Origin of the sequence: Asaia sp. HumB (assembly GCF_030263835.1) — a bacterium.
Lineage (GTDB): Bacteria > Pseudomonadota > Alphaproteobacteria > Acetobacterales > Acetobacteraceae > Asaia > Asaia bogorensis.
This window is the reverse complement of sequence record NZ_JARPML010000002.1, coordinates 2,975,177-2,997,499: the sequence shown is the minus strand read 5'-3', so window position 1 is coordinate 2,997,499 and position 22,323 is coordinate 2,975,177. Positions and strand designations below refer to the sequence as shown.

The 22,323-nt window shown below is 59.3% G+C and carries 15 protein-coding genes; 5 read left to right on the top strand and 10 right to left on the bottom strand.

The window, feature by feature from the left end:
- Positions 1–213 precede the first annotated feature (213 nt).
- The 3 genes from P5689_RS14530 to P5689_RS14520 are packed head-to-tail and all read left to right on the top strand — an operon-like array spanning position 214 to position 4,998.
- Positions 214–2,160, top strand: a complete 1,947-nt coding sequence (locus P5689_RS14530; protein WP_122039435.1) for a PrkA family serine protein kinase — start codon at positions 214–216, stop codon at positions 2,158–2,160.
- Positions 2,161–2,182: 22 nt separating this feature from the next.
- Positions 2,183–3,493 (top strand): YeaH/YhbH family protein, encoded by a 1,311-nt coding sequence (locus P5689_RS14525; RefSeq protein ID WP_023977293.1) that lies wholly within the window; start codon positions 2,183–2,185, stop codon positions 3,491–3,493.
- A gap of 2 nt (positions 3,494–3,495) precedes the next feature.
- The gene (locus tag P5689_RS14520; RefSeq protein WP_285533699.1) at positions 3,496–4,998 is read left to right on the top strand and encodes a SpoVR family protein; all 1,503 of its coding nucleotides are present in this window, start codon (positions 3,496–3,498) and stop codon (positions 4,996–4,998) included.
- 329 nt (positions 4,999–5,327) lie between these two features.
- Here the strand turns inward: P5689_RS14520 and P5689_RS14515 are convergent, their stop codons facing one another.
- The 7 genes from P5689_RS14515 to glmU all read right to left on the bottom strand — a co-directional run bounded on the left by P5689_RS14515 (position 5,328) and on the right by glmU (position 13,950).
- Positions 5,328–7,907 carry a cation:proton antiporter gene (locus P5689_RS14515; protein ID WP_023977295.1) on the bottom strand — a complete coding sequence of 860 codons (2,580 nt, stop codon included), beginning with the start codon at positions 7,905–7,907 and terminating at the stop codon, positions 5,328–5,330.
- A 130-nt stretch (positions 7,908–8,037) separates the two neighbouring features.
- Positions 8,038–8,646, bottom strand: coding sequence for a thiamine phosphate synthase (gene thiE, locus P5689_RS14510; RefSeq protein ID WP_285533908.1), 609 nt, complete (start codon positions 8,644–8,646; stop codon positions 8,038–8,040).
- A gap of 5 nt (positions 8,647–8,651) precedes the next feature.
- Entirely contained in the window at positions 8,652–9,419 is a 768-nt protein-coding gene (locus tag P5689_RS14505) for a thiazole synthase (protein ID WP_285533698.1), read from the bottom strand.
- A gap of 3 nt (positions 9,420–9,422) precedes the next feature.
- A complete protein-coding gene (gene thiS / locus P5689_RS14500) occupies positions 9,423–9,620 on the bottom strand; it encodes a sulfur carrier protein ThiS (RefSeq protein ID WP_122039429.1) in 198 nt (65 codons plus the stop codon).
- 123 nt (positions 9,621–9,743) lie between these two features.
- On the bottom strand, positions 9,744–10,715 hold the full coding sequence (gene thiO / locus P5689_RS14495) for a glycine oxidase ThiO (protein WP_023977299.1): 972 nt from the start codon (positions 10,713–10,715) through the stop codon (positions 9,744–9,746).
- 44 nt (positions 10,716–10,759) lie between these two features.
- Entirely contained in the window at positions 10,760–12,583 is a 1,824-nt protein-coding gene (gene glmS / locus P5689_RS14490; RefSeq protein WP_285533696.1) for a glutamine--fructose-6-phosphate transaminase (isomerizing), read from the bottom strand.
- Entirely contained in the window at positions 12,583–13,950 is a 1,368-nt protein-coding gene (gene glmU, locus P5689_RS14485; RefSeq protein WP_285533694.1) for a bifunctional UDP-N-acetylglucosamine diphosphorylase/glucosamine-1-phosphate N-acetyltransferase GlmU, read from the bottom strand. Before glmU ends, glmS begins: the two co-directional genes overlap by 1 nt.
- Positions 13,951–14,055: 105 nt before the next feature.
- Here glmU and P5689_RS14480 point away from each other — a divergent pair, with 105 nt between their 5' ends.
- Positions 14,056–14,730 carry an HAD family hydrolase gene (locus P5689_RS14480; RefSeq protein ID WP_285533692.1) on the top strand — a complete coding sequence of 225 codons (675 nt, stop codon included), beginning with the start codon at positions 14,056–14,058 and terminating at the stop codon, positions 14,728–14,730.
- An 83-nt stretch (positions 14,731–14,813) separates the two neighbouring features.
- Here the strand turns inward: P5689_RS14480 and P5689_RS14475 are convergent, their stop codons facing one another.
- Together P5689_RS14475 and gyrB are read right to left on the bottom strand one after the other, a co-directional pair.
- Complete coding sequence (locus P5689_RS14475; RefSeq protein WP_285533691.1) at positions 14,814–15,650, bottom strand: DUF3108 domain-containing protein; 837 nt, start codon at positions 15,648–15,650, stop codon at positions 14,814–14,816.
- Positions 15,640–18,093: a DNA topoisomerase (ATP-hydrolyzing) subunit B gene (gene gyrB, locus P5689_RS14470; protein WP_285533690.1), complete on the bottom strand. Its 2,454-nt coding sequence runs from the start codon at positions 18,091–18,093 to the stop codon at positions 15,640–15,642. The genes P5689_RS14475 and gyrB overlap by 11 nt, the downstream gene beginning before the upstream one ends.
- Positions 18,094–18,431: 338 nt before the next feature.
- Between gyrB and P5689_RS14465 the strand changes: the two genes are divergently transcribed.
- Complete coding sequence (locus P5689_RS14465; RefSeq protein WP_285533907.1) at positions 18,432–19,403, top strand: SDR family oxidoreductase; 972 nt, start codon at positions 18,432–18,434, stop codon at positions 19,401–19,403.
- A 147-nt stretch (positions 19,404–19,550) separates the two neighbouring features.
- On the opposite strand, the gene clpB is transcribed toward P5689_RS14465, so the two are convergent.
- Positions 19,551–22,154, bottom strand: a complete 2,604-nt coding sequence (gene clpB, locus P5689_RS14460) for an ATP-dependent chaperone ClpB (RefSeq protein ID WP_285533689.1) — start codon at positions 22,152–22,154, stop codon at positions 19,551–19,553.
- Positions 22,155–22,323 lie beyond the last annotated feature (169 nt).

Sequence of the window (22,323 nt, the reverse complement as noted above, 5' to 3'; positions counted from 1 at the left end):
ATCGGGTGAGTCCGGTACCAATTTTCATAGCGAGAATTCCCCTCAAATCCGGTCATTCCGGCCAGTTCCTGACCATGTTGGAGCATTTCATGCTTCCGCACCCTTTGTCGTCTCTCAAAGCCTGACTTCCCGACTTATCGCCTGATTTCCTATCGGTGGGTGTGACCTTTTCGCCCCCGGCTTAGTGGCAGGCCTCATCGGAGCATACGAGTCATGAGTGCATTCTCGGACGTCTTTACGCTGGCCTCTTCTTACCGTGAGGAACGCCGGGAAACAGAGATGTCACTGGCTTCCTATCTGTCTCTCTGCCGTGAAGACCCCAGCTGCTATGCCAGCGCCGCCGAGCGCATGCTGAAGGCGATTGGCGCACCGGTCATGCTCGACTCAGCACGCGACCCGCGTCTCAGCCGTATTTTCATGAACCGCACTGTGCGCACCTATCCGGCCTTTGCCGATTTCTATGGCATGGAGGACGCGGTCGAACAGATTGTCGGGTTCTTCCGTCATGCCGCGCAGGGGCTGGAAGAGCGCAAACAGATTCTCTACCTCCTTGGCCCGGTGGGTGGCGGCAAGTCTTCGCTTGGCGAACGCCTCAAGACCCTCATGGAACGTGAGCCCATTTATGTGCTCAAGGCAGGCAAGCAGATCAGCCCTGTGTTCGAGAGCCCTCTTGGTCTGTTCGACCCGGAGCGCTACGCGGACTCGCTTCAGGCGCAGTACAATATTCCCCGCCGTGTCCTGACTGGCATCGCAAGCCCCTGGGCACTGAAGCGACTGGAGGATTTCGACGGCGATATCTCACGCTTTACCGTGGTGCGCCTCAACCCGTCGAAGCTGCGCCAGATCGCTGTCGCCAAGACCGAGCCCGGTGACGACAACAACCAGGATGTCTCCGCCCTGGTCGGCAAGGTAGATATCCGCCAGCTCGAAAATTTCAGCCAGAACGACCCTGACGCCTATAGTTTCTCCGGTGGGCTCAACCGCGCCAATCAGGGCATTCTCGAATTCGTCGAGATGTTCAAGGCGCCCATCAAGATGCTGCACCCGTTGCTCACGGCAACGCAGGAAGGGAATTATGTCGGCACGGAGAATATCGGTTCGATACCCTTCACCGGCGTCATCCTTGCTCATTCCAACGAGGCGGAGTGGCAGTCCTTCCGCAATAACCGCACCAACGAGGCCTTTCTCGACCGCGTATGCGTTATCAAGGTGCCTTACTGCCTGCGGGTGACCGAAGAGTCGAAAATCTACGAGAAGCTGATCCAGTCTTCAGCTCTGGGCGACGCCCCCTGCGCGCCGCACACTCTCGAGATGCTGGCGCAGTTTGCGGTACTTTCGCGGCTGAAATCCCACCCCAACTCGACGCAGTTCGCAAAGATGCGCGTCTATGATGGTGAGAACATCCGCGAGACCGACCCCAAGGCCCGCGCCATGCAGGAATACAAGGATAGTGCCGGTGTGGATGAAGGCATGGAGGGCATCTCCACGCGTTTCGCCTACAAGGTCCTGTCCGCTACGTTCAACCATGACCCTTCTGAGATTTCGGCTGATCCGGTACATCTGATGTATGTGCTCGAACAGGCCGTGCGACGCGAGCAATTCCCGGCTGAGGTCGAGGCGGCCTATCTGGCCTCGCTCAAATCCGATCTGTCACGGCGCTACGCCGAATTCCTCGGTAATGAAATCCAGAAAGCCTATCTGGAAAGCTACAATGATTACGGCCAGAATCTTTTTGACCGCTATCTCGATTACGCGGATGCCTGGATCGAGGATCAGGACTTCAAGGACCCTGACACAGGCCAGTTGATGAACCGCGATCTGCTCAACGCGGAGCTCAGCAAGACTGAAAAGGCAGCCGGCATCGCGAACCCGAAGGATTTCCGCAATGAGGTGGTCAAGTTCTCCCTGCGATCGAGGGCGAGCAATGGCGGCCGCAATCCGTCCTGGACCAGCTACGAGAAAATTCGTGATGTGATCGAAAAACGCATGTTCAGTCAGGTCGAGGATCTGCTGCCGGTCATCAGCTTCGGCTCGAAGAAGGACAGCACGAGCGAGCGCAAACATGACGAGTTTGTCAGCCGCATGGTCGCACGCGGCTATACCGAACGTCAGGTGCGGCGACTGGTCGAGTGGTACATGCGCGTCAAGCAGTCTGCCTGATCTCTCTTTCACGGAGCGTTTCATGGAAATCATAGACAGGCGCCCGAACCCGCACGGCAAGAACACCGAAAACCGCCAGCGCGTCCTGACAAGGGCGCGCCAGGCGATACAGAGCGCCGTACGCAATGCCGCGGCACAGGGCCGCATACGAGAAATAGGCCAGGACAGTGCGGTGTCGATCCCGGCCGATGTCCTCCACGAGCCGAGCTTTCATCGGCATTTCAGCGCCGGTGCCCGCCATATCGTGCTTTCAGGCAACAAGGAGTTCGTAAAGGGAGACAGGCTGCGCCGGCCGCCGGGTGGTGAAGGCGAGGGCGCGGGTGAGGGAAGTGGTGCGGGCGATCAGGGCGGCGGCGAGGATTCCTACCGCTTCGTTCTCTCACGCGAGGAGTTTCTTGATCTGTTTTTCGACGATCTGGAACTCCCGGATCTCGTCAAGCGCGAGATTGCCTCGACAACAACGCTCGCAACCAGCCGGTCCGGCCTCACAAGCGACGGCTCGCCCTCACAGATCGATCTCGGTCGCACCATGCGCCGATCAATGGGGCGACGCATAGGCCTCAAACGTCCCAAGCCGCAGGAGTTACTTGACCTCGAAGCCGAAATCGCCGCGCTGGAGGAGGCGCGTCCTCTTTCCGACGAGCAGTTCGTGCGGTTGCAAGGCCTGCGTGACGAGCGCGACCTTTTGCGCCAACGCCTCGCACGTATTCCCTGGGTCGATCCAGTCGACCTGCGCTATCGGCGTTTTACCCCTGTCCCGAAACCCACCCCACAGGCCGTGATATTCTGCATCATGGATGTCTCCGGCTCCATGACCGAGAAGATGAAGGAGCTGGGCAAGCAGTTCTTCCTCCTGCTGCATGTCTTTCTCGAAAAGCGATACGAGAAGCTTGAGATCGTCTTCGTTCGCCATGCCGAAACTGCCGAAGAAGTCGATGAGGACGTGTTCTTTACCGATCCTCGGACAGGCGGCACGGTTGTCTCCACCGCGCTGGAACTGATGCATCAGATCCAGGCTGAGCGGTACCCGACTGACAAATGGAATATCTATGTCGCCCAGGTTTCGGACGGGGATAATATTTCGTCAGACATGAACAAGGTCAATCGCCTGATGATCGAGGCAATATTGCCTGTCGTGCAGTACTTTGCCTATGTCGAAGTCAGTATGGGCGGTGCGTTACTGCGCAGTGAAACCGATTTATGGCGTGGTTACAAAAATATCGCTGACAGCACGCCACAACTCGCCATGCGTCAGGTTCAGGACAGGCGCGATATCTTTCCGGTTTTCAGAGATCTGTTCGCCCGTCGTGCGGCCGAACGGGCAGGGGAGTAATCATGCTCTATACCGGCACCGACTGGACATTTTCGACGCTCAGGGATTGCTACGGCGAGATCGACCGTATTGCGAGCGAGGAATTACGGCTCGACACGTATCCCAATCGTATCGAGATCATCACCTCAGAGCAGATGCTTGATGTCTATACCTCGCACGGTATGCCGATCAGCTACCCGCACTGGTCGGCGGGTAAACGCTTCGTATCGCACGAGAACGCCTATAAGCGCGGCCTGATGGGTCTCGCTTACGAGGTCGTCATCAATTCGAGCCCATGCATCAGCTATCTGATGGAAGAAAATACGGCCACCATGCAGGCGCTCGTTATCGCCCATGCGGCATTCGGGCATAACCATTTCTTCAAGAACAATCGGCTTTTCCGAGAGTGGACCGATTCAACCCAGATCCTGCACTATCTGGAGTTTGCGCTTGGCTACGTGGCGCGCTGCGAGGAAAAATACGGCATCAAGGCTGTCGAGCGTATTCTGGATGCGGCCCATGCCCTGCAGGGGCAAGGGGTTGACCGCCATACAGGCAGCAAGCGCCTTGATTTGCGACAGGAGCAGGAACGCGCGCGTGAAAGGCGCGCCTACGAGGATGAGCAGTTCAACGATCTGTGGCGCACGCTGCCAGAGACGCAGGGCCTGAACACGGGGAGCGGTACCACAGACGATCAGATGGCAAGCCTTGGCCTGCCTGAAGAGAACATTCTCTATTTCCTCGAAAAGCACGCGCCGCGACTGGCAAACTGGGAGCGCGAGATTATCCGCATTGTGCGCCTGATCGCCCAATATTTCTATCCGCAACCTCAGGCGAAGCTCATGAATGAGGGGTGCGCAACCTGGGTACATAATTTCATTATGCATCGCCTGCATGACAAGAAACTGATCGATGACGCGGCTATATTGGAAGTCATCCATTCAACAAGCAATGTGATCACCCAGCGCGGCTTCGATGAGGGGGGAGGGCCGAACTTCAACCCTTACGCCCTTGGCTTTGCCATGATGAGCGATATCGCACGCGTCTGTACTGACCCGACAGAGGAGGATCGACGCTGGTTTCCCGATCATGCAGGAAACAAGGACCCTGTGGGCACGCTTCATCACGCCTGGGCTGAATATCGGGACGAAAGCTTTGTGCAGCAATTCCTCTCACCCAAGGTGATCCGTGACTTCCGCTTGTTCAGACTGGAGGATGATCTAAGCCAGCCTTATCTGCTGGTCGACGCAATTCATGATGACGGCGGATATCGAGACATACGTCGCTCCGTGGCCGCATCCTACGATCCCGGTCTGCTTGCTGAGGAGATCGAGATCGTAGGGGCCGATCTCACTGGAGATCGTATCCTGCGGCTTGAGCATCGCACGCGACCGGGAAAGCTGTTGCAACCTACGGATGCAAGGCTGACGCTGGAGCATCTTGGCCAGCTCTGGGGCTATGGTGTCATCCTGAAGGAAGTTGATAGCCAGACCGGCGCTGAACTGGGCAGCTACGCCTTGGCCTGAAAACACCCAAGCAACGCGTCGGCGGATGGAACGCCGGCGCGATGGGCTGTCGCGCAGACGACATAGGGGCAAAATCCACGCGCGCGGCGCTGCAACCTCAGACCTCCAGCCCATGAGTTGATTTGCGAGTTGGCATAATATATCTTATCGAGCTTTTATATGTAGGGAAGAAGGGCTGCTCCGACGCGCACAGATCACAACCTTATATGGCCGCTGATTGGACCTGCAAAATCTCAGTCGCTACGCTGGCGACCACTGAACGCGGCATTAACACTCGACATAGACCACCTTCGCACCGGGGTCGTTCCCGGCACAAAAGCGAAGTCCGGTCAGGAGCTCTTGGAGGTATCCCTCTCCGCCTTGATAAGTTCTCTCGCCGGGATGAACGGTTCCTTGTCCCCACCGAGCACGAGCGACAGGCGATGCCCGTCTGCAAGCCGCGCTTCTGCACGCTCGTCAATTGTTCGACGCACGATCGGATAATCCTCGACCAGACGACGGAACAACGATGCCGGTATGGCGAGCAGATGACAGAACTGCAGAGTACGCACCGTACCCCTCGAGAACGTCTCGTTGATCAATGGCGCAGCCCCAATCAGGTCCCCTGCCCCAAACTGCACATCCTGTTCGGCAATATGAACTTCCGCCAGTCCCGCTACGACAGCATAGACCATTCTGATCTTGCCGTTACGCTTAAGCAGGACCTCACCAGGCGAAGCGAAACGCAGCGAGATATTCATCGCGAGATCATGAAGAACGCCGTCCGGCACGCCCCGAAACGCCGGAAACGACCGCAATCTCTGCTCGATACCGCTCTTGAGATTGAAGCGCAGTGGCTTCTCGAGGCGCTCCTGGCGCTTTTCGACATCCTTGAGCAGTTCGCGATGCAGCTCCTCGCTGACGAGGTTGTCAGAAAGAAGCTCGTCATACTCCTCTTCCTCGAGGCGCAAGGCGATCTGATGAAGAATGCGGCTTTCCAGCGCCTCCGAGTAACCCTGATAATGCAGGCGCATCATTTCCAGCGCATCGTCGAGCATACGGCGCTGACGCCCGAGAACCTCGGAAACAATTTCGCCAATGCGGTTACCAAGTGTCGGTTCAAGGCGCTGATGCATGAAGCGCATGAGTGACAGCGAGACAAGATGCGCGATAACCAGCATCTCAAAGCGCTCGGACATGCAGTGCATGAGCGGCTGGTCGATGTGAAAGCGCCGGTGCAACATCTGCGCCATACGAAACCGCATGGTAGGGCGCAACCGCCGTCGCAGGGCTCTCACATAACCATAGCGGCCTTCCAGGCGGGCTCCATCGACCATTGCCTCGGAAGAACGCAGAAGCGTCTCCATGACGCGCCTCGACAGGCCCCGTATGCGGAACAGGTCAAGCAGAAGCGAACGCTCGCGATTGGCGATGGTGATCAGTGCCAGCGTCACGCGCTGACGATCACCGAGAGCCGTATCGAAGGTATTGGCCTCGCTCTCTTCCTGGGCGCGTCGCTCGATCTGACCAATGATGGTTTTCTGTGTCCCTGCCCCAAAACCCAGTTCGTCAGCAAGGCTGTGCGTGCGTTCGGCAACCTGTGCCAGACCGCTACTGAGCACCTGATGGCGCATCGCCTGATCGATTGCAGGCAGCTGATCGAGCTTGAGGAACATTACGAGATAGCGCAGCGTCGTGCCGTTTACCAAAAGGGTGATCAGCACAAACCCTGTCGCGATGATGCCAATGAAATGAGCGGTCGAGGTGGATACACGCTGGTTTTCAGTCACCGCCAGCGCCAGGGCCAGCGTGATGGCACCACGCAACCCGCCCCAGACCATCGTTGTCTTAAAGGGTGCAGGCACGGGAGGCGAAAGCTTGAAGGCTGCAAGGATGGGCAGCAGGCCGAATACCACGGCCCCACGCGCCAGCAACCCGGCAACCGTCGCGATAAGGATCAACACGCAGTCCCATCGCGTCATGCCGATCAGCAGGCGTGGCACCAACATTGAGGCCAGAACGAACACCAGAGAGCCCGCCCAGAACACAAGCTGGACCCATAATTCATTCAGGAAGCGCCAGACCTGAGGTCTGAAAGTGGAAGGCCCGTAAACCGACATTGTCAGGCCGGAAGCTGCAGTGGCCACAACGCCTGAAAAGCCAAGAAACTCATCGCACAGGATATAGACGATATATGGCAAGGCCAGGGTCAGCGTGATCTCGGCTGCCGCCGATCCACCTAGACCTGCAATCATCAGCAGGGTCAGGCGGCCAACCGCGACACCGACAATCATGGCGCCGCCGAACGACGCAAAGAAATCGATAACTGTCTCGCCAAGCTCGATATGTCGGTGAGACGTGACCGAGGCAAGCAGGATCGAGAAAATGGCGATCGCCGCGGCATCATTGAGCAGGGCCTCGCCCTCAACCAGTCTGGTGAGGCGCGAAGCCGCTCCGATCTCGCGAAAGATCCCGGCGACTGCCGAGGGGTCAGTCGTCGCGACAATCGACCCCAGCAACAGACAGACCACCATTGTCTGTCCGGCGAAGGGATAGAGTGCCATGCCAATGGTTAGGGTCGAGACCAGCACCGCCACGACGGCCAGAAGCAGGACGGTCGCTGTCTCATGCGCCAGACGGCGCACGTCGATCGCAAGCGCCCCCTGAAACACAAGGATCGGCAGAAAGATGAGAAGGAACGCCTCACTATTGACCGGGAAATAGAGCAGCGTCTCCGCCGCTCCATCGAAAATTTCGGTCAGGGATGAGCGCAACAACAGATCTGCCGCGGCACCTATGCCAATACCCGCCAAGGCAAGCAGGACCGTCTCCGACACTTCCCAGCGTCGGGCTAGAGGCTGCACAGCGCTGATGAGAACCATCAAAAGCGCCAGCGCCAGAATAACGGCAGCCAGTCCCGTCACCATCATGGGTGGATGTTCTCCCTCATTTCTGCATAAACACCCTCACTATACGCGAAACTTCACGACTCCGCGAGTGCACCACACGGAACATAAAGGAAATATTACTGAGTCACGGTGTGGAACTCTTTTGTTTCAGTCAGATCTGGCAGGCTTCAAGCCAATGCTTCACCTGTCCCTCAGGATCGGGCGAGGCAATGAAGTCCGACACTGCGGCAACACTATCTGCGCCGGCAGCGATGCAGGATGGAGCGCGTTCGCGCGTAATGCCACCAATCGCAACCAATGGCATGTCAGGACCGATAATTCCACGCCACTCACGCAACTTCTCCACCCCCTGCGGGCCCCATATCATTTTCTTGAGTTTCGTCTCCCATATGGGGCCGAGCGCTACATAATCGGGTGAGACCGAAAGCGCACGCTGCAGTTCCTCATGCGAGTGAGTCGAGATGCCAAAGGCAATACGTGCAGCCCTGATCTGATCCAGATCGGCCGTGTCGAGATCTTCCTGCCCAATGTGGATATAATCGATGCCAAGTTCGATCGCGAGTTGCCAGTAATCGTTAAGAACAAGCCGGACATTGTGGCGTGTTGTCGCTTCCTGCGCCTCGATCACCTGGGCTCGCAGGATCTCGGGATCCAGATCTTTCAGGCGAAGCTGAATGAAACGTGCGCCAGCTGCGCCCAGCCGTTCGACCCAGCGCGGATGATCCACAACCGGATAGATCGGGGATGGAAGTCGTGACATCATGGTCAGAAACTCGCCTTGCCAAGAGTTGGTGTTGAGGGAACCGCCATGTCACGCTCGTCCATTGGATCGGCCCTGCGGGACAGATATCCGACGTCGCAGGCCAGACGGAAGGCCTCCGCCATGACAACAGGATTTCCCGCTTTGGCAACTGCCGTGTTGATCAGGATCGCATCATATCCAAGCTCGAACGCCATCACGGCGTGAGAAGGCCTGCCTATGCCAGCATCGATCACCATCGGAACATCAGGAAAATGCGCCCGCAGCGCACGCAGCCCAAAGGGATTGTTGAGCCCCCTGCCCGACCCGATGGGTGCACCCCAAGGCATCAGCAATTCACAACCCGCCCGCAACAGGCGCTCTGCCACGACCAGATCCTCGGTGGTGTAAGGGAAGACCTTGAAACCCTCTTCCGTCAGTATGCGCGCCGCCTCAACCAGCGAGAACACATCCGGCTGAAGCAGATCACCCTGGCCGATCACCTCAAGCTTGATCCAGTCCGTATCGAAAACCTCGCGCGCCATCTGGGCCGTGGTCACAGCTTCGCGCACCGTGTGGCAACCTGCTGTATTGGGCAGAACGGGCACCTTCAGGCTGCGGACCAGTTCCCAGAAGGCCTGCCCCGCCTGCAAGCCGGCAGACTCACGTCGCAGCGATACGGTTACTGCACCAGGCTGCGCCGCCCGAACGGACTCAGCCAGAATGGCTGGGCTGTCATACAGTGCCGTTCCCAGCATGAGCGGTGAGCTGAGCTCTGTACCGTAGGCCAGCATGGCTCAGCCTCCCTGCATGGGAGCGAGAATTTCCAGCCGGCATCCCTCACTGAGAATACGTGAGGCACGGGCGGATCGCGGAACAAATTGCCCGTCCAGCGCCGTCGCAACCTTTGTCTCACCATAACCGAGCTCGATAAGGGCATCCGCAAGCGAGTGGTTCTTGATGATCTTCGTTTCGTCGTTCACCAGAATCATCATGGTGAGTCTCCTGCACTATCTGGTATTCATGCCCGGCCCGGTTCGCGCAAGCGCTCGTTTCTCGGTGCCTTGGGGGCATTACTGATCATGGTCCGGCTACCCTAGGCTGCCGGAGCGAACCCCTCAACCCGGCGTGGGGAACACGATTGCAGCCACTTCGGCAGCTCGGGCGGGGGACAGCAGAAATCCATGACGGTACATACCATTCAGGGAAATCCTGTTTCCTTCGCGATGCACCCTTGGGACATTATCGGCATAGGAAGGGCGTATGCCTGTATTGGCCTCAATGATCTCAGCCTCGGCAAAAGCCGGATGAAGCGTGTAAAGCGCATTGAGCAGTTCGCTCATGGCGCGGACTGTAATCTCGCGCCTATCGTCGCTCTCTACCATCGTCGCTCCCGCCATGAAGACCTTGTTTTCACGCGGGACGATATAGATGGGTATGCGCGGATGGAGCATACGGATTGGACGGTGAAGGGTTACTTCCGGGCAACGGACGAGAATCATCTCCCCCCTTACCCCGCGCAATCCGGCATCACTTTCCCTTGCTGCAATACCTGTACAATCGACCACCCAGTCGAACGTCTCTTCCATCGGATCCGCATCGAATCTGAAATGGCCGCCCAGCTCCACCAGGCGCGCTTCCAACCCCTTCAGAGCGATCCGGGGGTCAACGTGCCCTTCCTCGGCAAAGAAGAGCGCACGGTCAAAACGCCCCGACAGATCGGGTTCGAGCTGGCCGATACGCTCGGCATCTATCGTCTCGAAATGACTGGTTCTTCTGCCAAACCGGGCAAGTTCGACCTGATCGCGAGGGGGGGCCACAACAAGGCTGCCCTGTTGCACAACAGACGGCACATGGGCAGACCACCAGGCGAGCGAGCTGAGCGAGTCACGAGTCACTTCTTCCGGCGCTGACTCAGCCTCGCACCAGGGGGCAAGCATGCCGCCCGCAAACCAGGACGCGCCTGAACCGATACGGGAGCCCGCTTCATGCAGCGTGACCTGCGCCCCGCGTTCTGCCAGCGTCACAGCGGTGACCAGACCGGCAACCCCTGCCCCCTTGATCAGCACCTTCGGTCCCGGTCCTGTCATGTCGAACGCTCCTTGCTGCAGCTCAGGCTATTTTTTTGGCAAGCCTACTCCACAGTGACGGATTTGGCGAGGTTGCGCGGCTGGTCCACATCTGTCCCGCGGCGCAACGCCACCTCATAGGCCAGCATCTGCACAGGGATTGTGTAGAGGATCGGTGCCACAAAGGGATCGACCTCCGGCAGGATCACCATATGCTCGGCGATACCGCTCAGGCGCTGAGCCCCCTTTTCATCCGTAAAGGCCATGATACGGCCACCGCGGGCCTTGGCCTCCTGGATATTGGAGAGCGTCTTGTCGAACAGGATCGTCGAGGGCGCGATCACCACAATCGGCACATCCTTGTCGATAAGGGAGATCGGTCCATGCTTCATCTCGCCCGCGGCATACGCCTCGGCGTGAATGTAGGAAATCTCCTTGAGCTTCAGCGCCCCTTCCAGAGCGACCGGGAAACAGATCCCACGCCCGAGATAGAGCACATCGCGCGCCTCAGCCACCGAGGCCGCCATGGCCTGGATATCACTCGCCCGGGAAAACACTTCTGACGCACGCGAAGGAAGGTCGAGCAAATGGGCCAGCAAGTCGCCCGCACGCTTCTCCGACATTGTCTCACGGGCCCGCGCAATGGCAATCGTGAGTACGGCAAGCACCGCGAGCTGCGCGGTAAAGGCCTTGGTGCTCGCGACCGAGATTTCGGGTCCTGCAACCATGCCAAGAACCACGTCGCTCTCGCGGCCCATCGTGCTGCCCTCAACATTGAGGATCGAGACGATGTGCTGCTCGCGTTCACGGAGGCTGCGTAAGGCAGCAAGCGTATCGGCGGTCTCGCCAGACTGGGAAATCATCAGCGCCATACCACGTGGGGTCAGGGGCGGATTGCGGTAGCGCAGTTCGGAGGCCACATCGATATCGACCGGAAGTCGCGCCTCGGCCTCAAGCCAGTAGCGGGCGACAAGACCAGCATAGAAGGCCGAGCCACAGGCGGTGATGATGGCGCGCGGCAGTTCAGCCAGCTCAAAGGGGAAAGCCGGCAGATTGATCTCGCGCGTGACCGGATCGATGATGCGCTGCAATGTCTGGCCGATCACGACCGGATGCTCATGCAGCTCCTTTTCCATATAATGGCGGTAGCCATCCTTGCCGACGGTTCCTGCAATGAGGGCAATCGTCTGTACGGGACGCTGTACGCGCTGGTTTGCGGCATCAAAGAACTCGACCTGATCAGGTCTGAGCACGCACCAGTCGCCATCATCGAGATAGGCGATTTTGCGGGCGAGTGGTGCCAGAGCGAGGCTGTCCGAACCGAGAAACATCTCGCCCTCACCAAAGCCGACGGCGAGGGGCGCCCCATGACGGGCGCCGATCATGAGCCCCTCATACCCGGCAAAGATCATGGCGAGTGCGTAGGCGCCTTGAAGGCGGCCCAATGTCTTGCTGGCGGCCTCGCGAGGGGAAAGCCCCTGATCGAGATAGAAATCGACCAGTTGGGCAACACACTCCGTGTCCGTCTCGGAGGTGAACTGCCGCCCTACCGCCAGCATCTCGGCCTTGAGCTCTTCGTAATTCTCGATGATGCCGTTATGCACGATCGCTACACGATCAGTGGCATGCGGATGGGCGTTGGCCTCGTTCGGCAGCCCGTGGGTGGCCCAACGCGTATGACCGATTGCCGTCGAGCCCTCAAGCGGCTGCACGTCGAGCACGGCCTGCAGATTATCCAGCTTGCCCGCCGCGCGGCGGCGCGAGATATGCCCGTCTACCAGACTCGCGATACCCGCTGAATCGTAGCCGCGATATTCAAGGCGACGCAGCGCCTCGACAACAAGGGGTGTCGCGTTCTGATGGCCGACCACGCCACAAATGCCGCACATCAGCCATTCTCCTTTTTGGCACGAAGGGTAGAGGCTATCTCCTGCCCACGCATTGCCTTGTTGATCTGCCTTGACCGCCCCAAGGCGAGCGCACCTGGCTCCACGTCCTCGGTCAGCACGCTGCCAGCAGCCAGCAAGGCGCCGTCACCCACGGAGATGGGCGCCACGAGAATGGAATCAGACCCTACGAAGACGTCATTCCCAATCGTCGTACGGTGTTTGAACACCCCGTCGTAATTGCACGTGATCGTACCGGCACCGACATTGGTACGCTGACCGATACGCGCATCCCCAAGATAGGTCAGATGATTGGCCTTTGCGCCGTCGCCAAGCTCTGTTGCCTTGAGCTCAACGAAATTGCCGACATGGGAAGCCCTGCCACAAATCGTACCGGGCCTGAGCCTGGCGTAGGGACCAATCAGGGCCTCCTCGCCCACCACGCATCCTTCCAAATGGCTGAAGGCGCGAATGCGTGCGCCACTGCGCACTGTCACTCCGGGGCCAAAAACAACATTGGGCTCAACCACGACATCAGGTTCGATGACGGTGTCCACGCTCAAAAACACGGTCTCTGGTGCAATCAAGGTCACACCTGCCTCGAGCGCTGAGAGACGCATGCGCTTTTGCAGCGTCGCCTCCGCAGTCGCTAGCTCAGCCCGCGAATTGATTCCTGCGAGTTCCTCAGCAGGGGCTTCGACATGGCGCACCAGACCTTCGCGTGCCGCCAGCGCCACCACGTCGGTCAGGTAATATTCACCTTGTGCGTTGTCGTTGCGCACGTCTCCAAGCCAGCGACGCAAATCGTCGGAGGACGCGCAGAGAACGCCCGCATTGCATAGGCCAATGGCGCGCTGTTCCTCGGTCGCATCCTTGAACTCGATGACTTCTTTGACGGAGCCATTTTCAACGATAACACGTCCGTATTTAGCGGGATCGGCAGGGCGCATGGCAAGCAGGGCAAGCGATGTCCCTTCAGCCCGCCGGGTGGAGAGCAGCGCGCGCATCGTGTCCGCTGTGATCAGCGGGTTATCGGCGTAAAGGATTGCGACATCGCCCTCTCCGAAAAGCGCTTCAGCCATGCGGGCCGCATGGCCCGTGCCAAGGCGTTCGACTTGCACTACGCAGGGCCAGGACGCGGCGGCCTTTTCGAGGGATGGCATATCCGGGCCGACCACCACGACGATTCGTTCGAACACGCCACTTGCCGTCTCGATGAGATGGCTGATCATGGGGCGGCCGCCGAGAGGGTGCATCGCCTTGGGAAGCGCTGAACGCATGCGCGTGCCGAGCCCTGCGGCGAGGATGACGGCAGTCGTCGGTTTGTGATGGCGGACGGGCTGGCCGTCGGAAAAGGAAAATGATGTCATATCATTACGTGGCGTAGCCAACGCGACGGAGCTCTGTCAAACGCCCGCTCCGTCACTTCGGATTGCTGTTTATTGCAGCCTCCCTCATCACGAGGAAAATCGATTGTGAGCACCGAGATAAAGACCGCCGTATTCGACCTCGACGGCACCCTGATTGACAGCCTGCCCGACCTCGCAGAGAGCGGCATTGCCCTTCTGAAATCCTACAATCTGCATCTCCCGACTGAGGAAGCCGTGCGGGGCATGATTGGAGACGGGGCGCATCGTCTTGTCGACCGACTGCTAATTTACGGGGGAGACGAAAAACGCATTGATCGCGATGAGGCCACACGTCGTTTTCTGGAAATTTATGAGCCAAGGGCGACCGAGAAGACGCATCTCTTTCCCGACACGCAGGCGATGCTCACAACATTGCGTGAGCGCGGTATCGCCTGCGTCGTCTGCACCAACAAACCAGTCAAGGCAGCGCAGGCAATTCTCGAAAAGCTCGGGGTCGCCTCCCTGATCGATGCCATAGGTGGCGGCGACAGCTTCGCCACACGCAAACCTGACCCCGACCACATCCGCAACACGATGTGCCTGATTCACGCCGAGCCAACACGTGGCATCATGATCGGCGATCATCAGAATGATATCATGGCGGCGATGGGCGTTCCCATGCCTTCGCTCTTCGCGAGCTGGGGCTACGGCGATCGAAGCATGAGCGCCCATGCCACTGCTATCGCAGGATGTATCGCCGAGCTCCCTCGGCTGATCTATGATCTGTCACGCCCCAATTGAACGTCACAAAGACCGGTCGGACGGAGGGATATAACGGCCCGTGATGGCAGCCTTGCCCGCCGTCAGGGTCTCAGCATCCTGCCTCAGGGCTGCACGGCAGGAACATGATCGAGCACTGCTGTCATCTGTCCCAGTTTGGGATGCTCGAACTCGACACGAACGGCCGTCAGCCCAACGCCAGGAATGTCCTGGAACCATGCGGCACCGGGGTGAGGCGCCTTCATGACCTCAAGATGGGAGGAATCCTTGATAAATCCTGCTTCCTGCTGCCCCACGAAATCGCAGCGCAACGCAGGCCCCTTGAACTTTTGGCCGAAACTGCCCGGCACATCTGCCTTGAAAGGACCATGCGACGTCATGGCGCTCAGGCGTAGCCCGTCGAACACCTGCGCATTACCATCGCATTTCCCGGTCTGACGCACATTTTCCAGCAAAAGGGCCATGGCACTGAGTGTGTCCATCGCATGGCCCAACTGAGCTTCCGGCACAGCCTCCCTGTCGGATTCCTTCGGATCGAGCGTGACCACATGGGGCATATTATCGGCATAGTGCAGGACGATGCTGCGATGTTTGCCCCGCGAGAAGCCCGTGCTTTCATAGCTCACAGGCTGCACCCAATAATGATCGAAATGTCCCTGAGCCATGCTCTGAATGTCCATGCGCATGAACCAGCTCATCAGGCCACCAGCATGAAGCGTCGTGCGGATCCCGTATCCAAGCTCTGTCAGCGTGTAATCGGCTGTAGCGTCGACGACATGCAAGCCATGGTTATAGACACGATAGACAGCCGTGGTCTGTCCGCTATTGGCTGCAGCGCGTGCGGGCATAGCCTCGCCCACATCAGCTGCAAATGACTGCCCCGAGAAACCGAGGACAAGCGCAGTTGCGGCAAGCCCTCTGCCGAGGGAGTTAAACGTCAAGGTTGGCGACCTTCTGGGCATTGCCAACAATGAAGTCGCGTCGTGGCTCCACCACATCGCCCATGAGCGTCGAGAACACCTGACCCGCATCTTCCACATCTCCTACCTTGACCTGGAGGAGAATACGCGTGGCCGGGTCGAGCGTTGTATCCCATAGCTGCTCATTGTTCATCTCGCCCAACCCCTTGAAGCGGTTGATGGCAAGGCCCTTGCGCCCCTGTTGGAGAACACGGTCAAACACCATTGCAGGACCTGAAAGCTCGGCACCCTGACTGTCCAGCGAAAGCTTGACCGGGCCTTCGAAATAATCGGCCACGCGGCTGCCCTCACCTGCCAGCCAGCGTGCTTCTGCTGACTTCAGCAGGGCAGCATCAAGCGCATACACCTCGCCCACACCACGCACGCTGCGCGCCAGACGCAATCCACCTTCCTCGGTGGGGCCAACCATCCAGCCGCGCTCGTTGACGGGCGAAGCCGCATCGAGACGAGCCTGCAATACAGGCGCACGCTCCTGAGCGTGATCGTGACCCAGCGAGAGAGCCTTGGCCACATAGGCCTGTTCAAGCACCCAGACGGGGATCTTGCTGGCAAGGGCCGTCAGTGTCTTGGCCACCTGGCCCATGGCCTTGACGCGCTCCATCAGCACATCGCCGGCGACCACTTCGCCACCAGCAAGGGTGAGCGTAGCGTTGCTCAGCGCCTTGTCGAGCAGATACTGCTCCAGCGCGGCGTCATCCTTGAGGTAACGCTCTTCATTGCCGCGCTTGGCGCGGTAAAGCGGCGGTTGGGCGATATAGAGATAACCCTTCTCGATCAGCTCCGGCATCTGGCGGAAGAAAAAGGTCAGCAACAAGGTGCGAATATGCGAGCCGTCCACGTCAGCGTCGGTCATGATGACGATCTTGTGGTAGCGCAGCTTGTCGATAGAAAAGCCGCCCTGCTCCACATCGCCACGGCCAATACCCGTCCCAAGCGCCGTGATCAGCGTACCGACTTCTGCTGAGCCCAGCATACGGTCAAAGCGCGCACGCTCGACGTTGAGGATCTTGCCCTTGAGCGGCAGGATCGCCTGGAAACGACGATCACGCCCCTGCTTGGCCGTTCCACCTGCCGAGTCACCCTCGACGATGAACAATTCGGCCTTGCTGGCATCGCGCTCCTGACAATCCGCCAGCTTGCCCGGCAGTGAGGAGACATCCAGCACGCCCTTGCGTCGGGTCAGTTCACGGGCACGCCGGGCGGCATCGCGCGCAGCGGCTGCCTCGTTCACCTTTGCAATGACCGCCTTGGCTTCACGCGGGTGAGTCTCGAACCAGTGGCCAATTGAATCAGCAGCCGTGACGTGCACAACCGGTTGCACTTCGGAAGAGACCAGCTTGTCCTTGGTCTGCGACGAGAATTTCGGATCGGGCACCTTGACCGACAGCACCGCGGTCATGCCCTCGCGCATATCCTCGCCCGTAAGCGATGCCGAATTCTTGGATGACCCCGTGTCAGCGTACTTGCCAACAACACGCGTCAGTGCCTGGCGGAACCCTGCAAGATGGGTGCCCCCATCACGCTGGGGGATGTTGTTGGTGAAGCACAGCATAGTCTCATGGAAGCTGTCATTCCATGTCAGCGCGAACTCGACCTTGATGCCACTTTCGGCATGATCGATCGACCCGACGATGGGCGGGCTGACGATCGAGGTCTTGCTGGCATCGAGATACTCGACAAACGCGCTCAACCCGCCTTCATAGCAAAAGATAACTTCCTTGTTCTCGGCATGACGCTCGTCCCGCAGGACGATCTCGAGCCCGGAATTGAGGAAGGCCAGCTCGCGCATACGACGCTCGAGAATGGCAAACTCGAATTCCACCTTCGTGAAAGTCTGCTTGCTCGGCTTGAACGTCACGAGCGTGCCGCGTGGCTCATCACTGGCACCGATTACCGCCAGAGCGTCGTCACGCTCGCCGTGCTGGAAACGGATGAAGTGTTCTGTGCCATTGCGCCAGATACGGACTTCCATCCATTCCGACAGTGCATTGACAACGGCCGCGCCAACGCCGTGCAGACCACCGGAAACCTTGTAGGAATTCTGGTTGAACTTGCCGCCCGCATGAAGCTTTGTCAGCACCACTTCTGCCGCGCTGACGCCCTCTTCCTCATGCAGATCGGTCGGGATTCCACGCCCATTGTCACGGACACTGACCGAACCATCGCCGTTGAGCGTCAGGATACACCGTGTCGCGTGGCCAGCCTGAGCCTCGTCCACGGCGTTATCGATGATCTCGAACACCATGTGGTGCAGGCCGGACCCGTCATCCGTATCGCCGATATACATACCGGGGCGCTTACGTACCGCATCGAGCCCCTTGAGAACCGAGATCGAGGAGGCGCCATAATCGGCTTCGTCATCGAGGTTTTCGGGCAACTCGGTCGGACGGATCTGTTCGGACATGCTGGCGTGACGCTCCTACTCGCAACAAGCCGCCAATATAGCCTTTCTAGGGGGCTACGGCTAGGGCGTTGGAACCGGGCAACCGGACAAGCACCTGTCAGCCACCCAGGGACCCGAAATGCCCCAGCCACGCCCCCTGTGCGGTAAGCCTGTCAGAGCCTCGGGGCCGCTTTGCATAGCAACCCAAACCCGTCTTGCGACTTCTCATCCCGTGCCGGCTGCCTGGCACAGTTTCCCCGACGCAAGCGAGATAAGCCGCCATGACCGATCCGACCGACAAGAAAACCATCAAAACGACCACGCCTGGAGGGGCCAGCCCCGCCACCAACCGGCGCAGCATGATGCAAGGGGCAACGCTTGGGCTTGCAGGGCTGGTTGCCGGGTCGAGCCGTGCGCAGGCTGCGCCAGATGCGCCTGCCGTCTCAGCACCGTTGGCCGACCCGCAGAAACTCTATCCCCACGCCCCGTTTGCGTCTCAGCCCCAGGAGTGGCCGGGCCTGCAATCGCGCATGCATCCCAAACCGGATTGCGGAGAGACAAGCTACAAAGGCAGTGGCCGCATGGCTGGCCGCCGGGCCCTGATCACCGGCGGCGATTCAGGCCTTGGGCGCGCCATCGCCATTGCCTACGCACGGGAAGGGGCTGATATCGCGATCAACTATCTCCCGCAGGAAGAAGAAGATGCGCGCGAGGTTGTGGCCCTCATCCGCAAGGCGGGACGCAAGGCCATTGCTCTGCCGGGCGACATTCGCGACGAGGCGTTCTGTCAGAAGCTTGTGTCGGACGCTGCGTCACAACTCGGCGGCCTTGATACGCTGGTGAACTGTGCCGGTCGGCAGCACTACCATGAGAGTATCCTTGAACTCTCCACCGAGGAATTCGACTGGACACTCAAGACCAATCTCTATGCGCTATTCTGGATCATCAAGGCAGCTATCCCCCATATGCCACCGGGCAGCGCCATCGTGAACACAGCCTCTTCCAACGCCTATAACCCGTCGGAAATCATCATTGATTACAGCCTTACAAAAGCTGGCATCGCCAATCTGACCAAATCTCTGGCCAAGCAGCTTCTGCCAAAGGGCATACGCATCAATGCCGTGGCGCCCGGACCTTTCTGGACACCACTACAGGTCTGTGGCGGCCAGCCCATGTCCGCCGTCGAGAAATACGGGACCACGGTGCCGATGGGGCGTCCGGGCCAGCCAGCGGAGATCGCACCGGTCTATGTCACGCTCGCCTCCACGGAGGGAAGTTACATCACCGGACAGATCTACGGCATAACTGGTGGCACAGGTATGCCCGGATAACAGCGACGCCCCTTTCGGGCAGCGTTCATTAAACGAAAAGGGGGCGCACCCGGCCATAGGTGCGCCCCCTTTTCTCGAGATGCCTTCCTTCGCCATACCGCTCGCCGGATGAACCGGCCTACGGCATGGCAATGGCCCTGCGGCCAATCAGTTCAGCTCGGCCTGCTGGCCATTGATGACCAGCCCCTTGTCGTTGGCCGAGACATGCACGGTCTGACCATCAAAGATCGTCCCATCCAGGAGCAGCCCTGCCAGCGTGTTCTGCAGGCTGCGCTGTATGACGCGCTTGAGCGGGCGCGCGCCGTAAACCGGATCATAACCGGACTCTGCCAGCCAGTTATCTGCCGCCTGATCCAGATCGAGCGTGATCTTGCGGTCAGCCAGCAGCTCACGCAGGCGCTTAAGCTGAATGGCGACGATACGGTTCATATCTGCCCGCTGCAGACGAGAGAACAGAACGATCTCGTCCAGACGGTTCAGGAATTCAGGGCGGAAATGATTGCGCACCACCGCCATGACCTGTGCCTGCACGAGGTCCGTGCTCTCCCCATCGGGCTGCTGCGCCAGTATGTCCGAGCCGAGATTGGAGGTCAGGATGATGATCGTGTTGCGGAAATCCACCGCACGCCCCTGCCCGTCCGTCAGACGGCCGTCATCGAGCACCTGCAGCAGGATGTTGAAAACATCCTCATGCGCCTTCTCGACCTCGTCAAACAGGATGACCTGATACGGCCTGCGACGGACCGCCTCGGTCAGCACGCCACCCTCTTCGTAGCCGACATAGCCGGGAGGCGCACCCACCAGGCGGGATACGGCGTGCTTCTCCATGAACTCGCTCATATCCACGCGCAGCATGGCGCGATCGTCGTCAAACAGGAACTGCGCCAGCGCCTTGGCCAGTTCGGTCTTGCCGACGCCGGTCGGACCGAGGAAGAGGAACGAACCGATGGGGCGATTGGGATCCTGCAAACCTGCACGGGCACGACGCACCGCGTTGGACACCGCCTTGAGCGCAGGCTCCTGACCAACCACGCGCTCACGAAGTTCATCCTCCATACGCACCAGCTTGGCGCGCTCACCTTCCAGCATCCGGTCCACCGGTACACCTGTCCAGCGCGACACGACAGAGGCAATTCCCTGGTCGGTCACAGCCTCGCTGAACAATCCTGCCTGAGCGGCATCCTGCTGCTCGACCTGTTGGGCTTCTTCAATCTGACGCTCAAGGCCTGGGATCGTCGCATACATAAGCTCGGACGCCTTGCCGAGATCACCCTTGCGTTGAGCAATATCGACATCCGAACGCGCCTGATCGAGCTGCTCCTTGAGCTTCTGAACAGCGTTCACCCGGTCCTTTTCGGCATGCCAAGCAGCGCTCATGGTGTCCGACTGTTCCTGCAGATCGGCCAGCTCGGCTTCTAGCTTCATCAGACGCTCGCGGCTTGCGCTGTCCTCTTCCTTGCGGATCGCCTCGCGCTCGATCTTGAGCTGGATGATACGGCGGTCGAGTTCGTCAAGCGCCTCGGGCTTGCTGTCGATCTGCATACGCAGGCGGCTTGCCGCCTCATCCACGAGGTCAATAGCCTTGTCCGGCAGGAACCGATCCGTGATGTAGCGATTGGACAGCGTCGCGGCAGCCACAAGTGCGCCATCGGTGATACGCACACCGTGATGCAGCTCGTATTTTTCCTTGATACCACGCAGGATCGAGATGGTATCGGCCACTGAGGGCTCACCCACAAAAACCGGCTGAAAACGACGGGCCAGCGCCGCGTCCTTTTCGATGTATTTGCGATACTCGTCGAGCGTGGTGGCACCGATACAATGCAGCACGCCGCGTGCCAGTTCGGGCTTGATCAGGTTCGACGCATCCATCGCGCCATCGGAGCGTCCCGCGCCCACGAGCGCGTGCATCTCATCGATGAACAGGATCACCTGCCCCTCGGCGCTTTCGATTTCCTTGAGAACGGCTTTCAGGCGCTCCTCGAATTCACCACGATATTTTGCGCCAGCTACCAGGGCACCCATATCGAGCGAGAGCAGCTTCTTGTTGCGCAGCGCTTCCGGCACGTCGCCATTGACGATACGCAGCGCCAGACCTTCCACGATGGCGGTCTTGCCCACACCGGGCTCACCAATCAGCACAGGGTTGTTCTTGGTGCGGCGTGCCAGAACCTGAATGGCGCGACGGATTTCCTCGTCACGTCCGATCACCGGATCGAGCTTGCCCGATTGGGCCACGGCCGTCACATCCCGCGCATATTTCTTGAGGGCATCGAAGCCGGCCTCGGCATTGGCGCTATCCACCACGCGTCCCTTGCGCAATTCAGCCACTGCGCGTTCGAGGGCCTTCGCATCGGCCTTGCCTTCGCTCAGCGCCTGACCAGCGCCAGTCTTGCTGGCAGCAAGCGCCACGAGCAGGCGATCCTGCGCAACGAAGCTGTCACCGGCACGCTGGGCATCCTGCTCAGCACTATCGAGTACGCGCACAAGGTCAGGCGTCGCCTGAGGCTGACCAGCGCCGCCGCCCTGCACCTTGGGAATACGAGCCAGTGCGGCATCATTGGCTTTGCGGACTGTTTCGGGTGTACCCCCGGCTGCGCGGATCAGGCCCGAGGCAGCGCCCTCAGGATCATCGAGCAACGCTTTCAAAAGGTGCTCGGGGGTCAACTGCTGGTGGAAGTCGCGTAGTGCAATTGTCGAAGCGGCCTGAAGAAAACCGCGGCTACGCTCGGTAAATTTCTCAATATTCATGTTTTCGCAATGCTCCTATGCCCCGTAAAGGCGGCTGGTTACGACGACGAGAACCCCTCTCAGGCAGTTCTCGCCTCGTCATAACTTGAACATGGGAACATTGCGGCTTTTTCCAAGGCCGACCTGGCACGTTTCTTGCTAAAAGGGCCCTGCCTTGACCTCCCGTGGC

What these genes read in the sequence shown, in the direction of transcription:
- P5689_RS14530 (WP_122039435.1), top strand. Translation starts at nt 214, where the DNA reads ATGAGTGCATTCTCGGACGTCTTTACGCTGGCCTCTTCTTACCGTGAG.
- P5689_RS14525 (WP_023977293.1), top strand. Translation starts at nt 2,183, where the DNA reads ATGGAAATCATAGACAGGCGCCCGAACCCGCACGGCAAGAACACCGAA.
- P5689_RS14520 (WP_285533699.1), top strand. Translation starts at nt 3,496, where the DNA reads ATGCTCTATACCGGCACCGACTGGACATTTTCGACGCTCAGGGATTGC.
- P5689_RS14515 (WP_023977295.1), bottom strand. Translation starts at nt 7,907, where the DNA reads ATGATGGTGACGGGACTGGCTGCCGTTATTCTGGCGCTGGCGCTTTTG.
- thiE (WP_285533908.1), bottom strand. Translation starts at nt 8,646, where the DNA reads ATGTCACGACTTCCATCCCCGATCTATCCGGTTGTGGATCATCCGCGC.
- P5689_RS14505 (WP_285533698.1), bottom strand. Translation starts at nt 9,419, where the DNA reads ATGCTGGCCTACGGTACAGAGCTCAGCTCACCGCTCATGCTGGGAACG.
- thiS (WP_122039429.1), bottom strand. Translation starts at nt 9,620, where the DNA reads ATGATGATTCTGGTGAACGACGAAACGAAGATCATCAAGAACCACTCG.
- thiO (WP_023977299.1), bottom strand. Translation starts at nt 10,715, where the DNA reads ATGACAGGACCGGGACCGAAGGTGCTGATCAAGGGGGCAGGGGTTGCC.
- glmS (WP_285533696.1), bottom strand. Translation starts at nt 12,583, where the DNA reads ATGTGCGGCATTTGTGGCGTGGTCGGCCATCAGAACGCGACACCCCTT.
- glmU (WP_285533694.1), bottom strand. Translation starts at nt 13,950, where the DNA reads ATGACATCATTTTCCTTTTCCGACGGCCAGCCCGTCCGCCATCACAAA.
- gyrB (WP_285533690.1), bottom strand. Translation starts at nt 18,093, where the DNA reads ATGTCCGAACAGATCCGTCCGACCGAGTTGCCCGAAAACCTCGATGAC.
- P5689_RS14465 (WP_285533907.1), top strand. Translation starts at nt 18,432, where the DNA reads ATGATGCAAGGGGCAACGCTTGGGCTTGCAGGGCTGGTTGCCGGGTCG.
- clpB (WP_285533689.1), bottom strand. Translation starts at nt 22,154, where the DNA reads ATGAATATTGAGAAATTTACCGAGCGTAGCCGCGGTTTTCTTCAGGCC.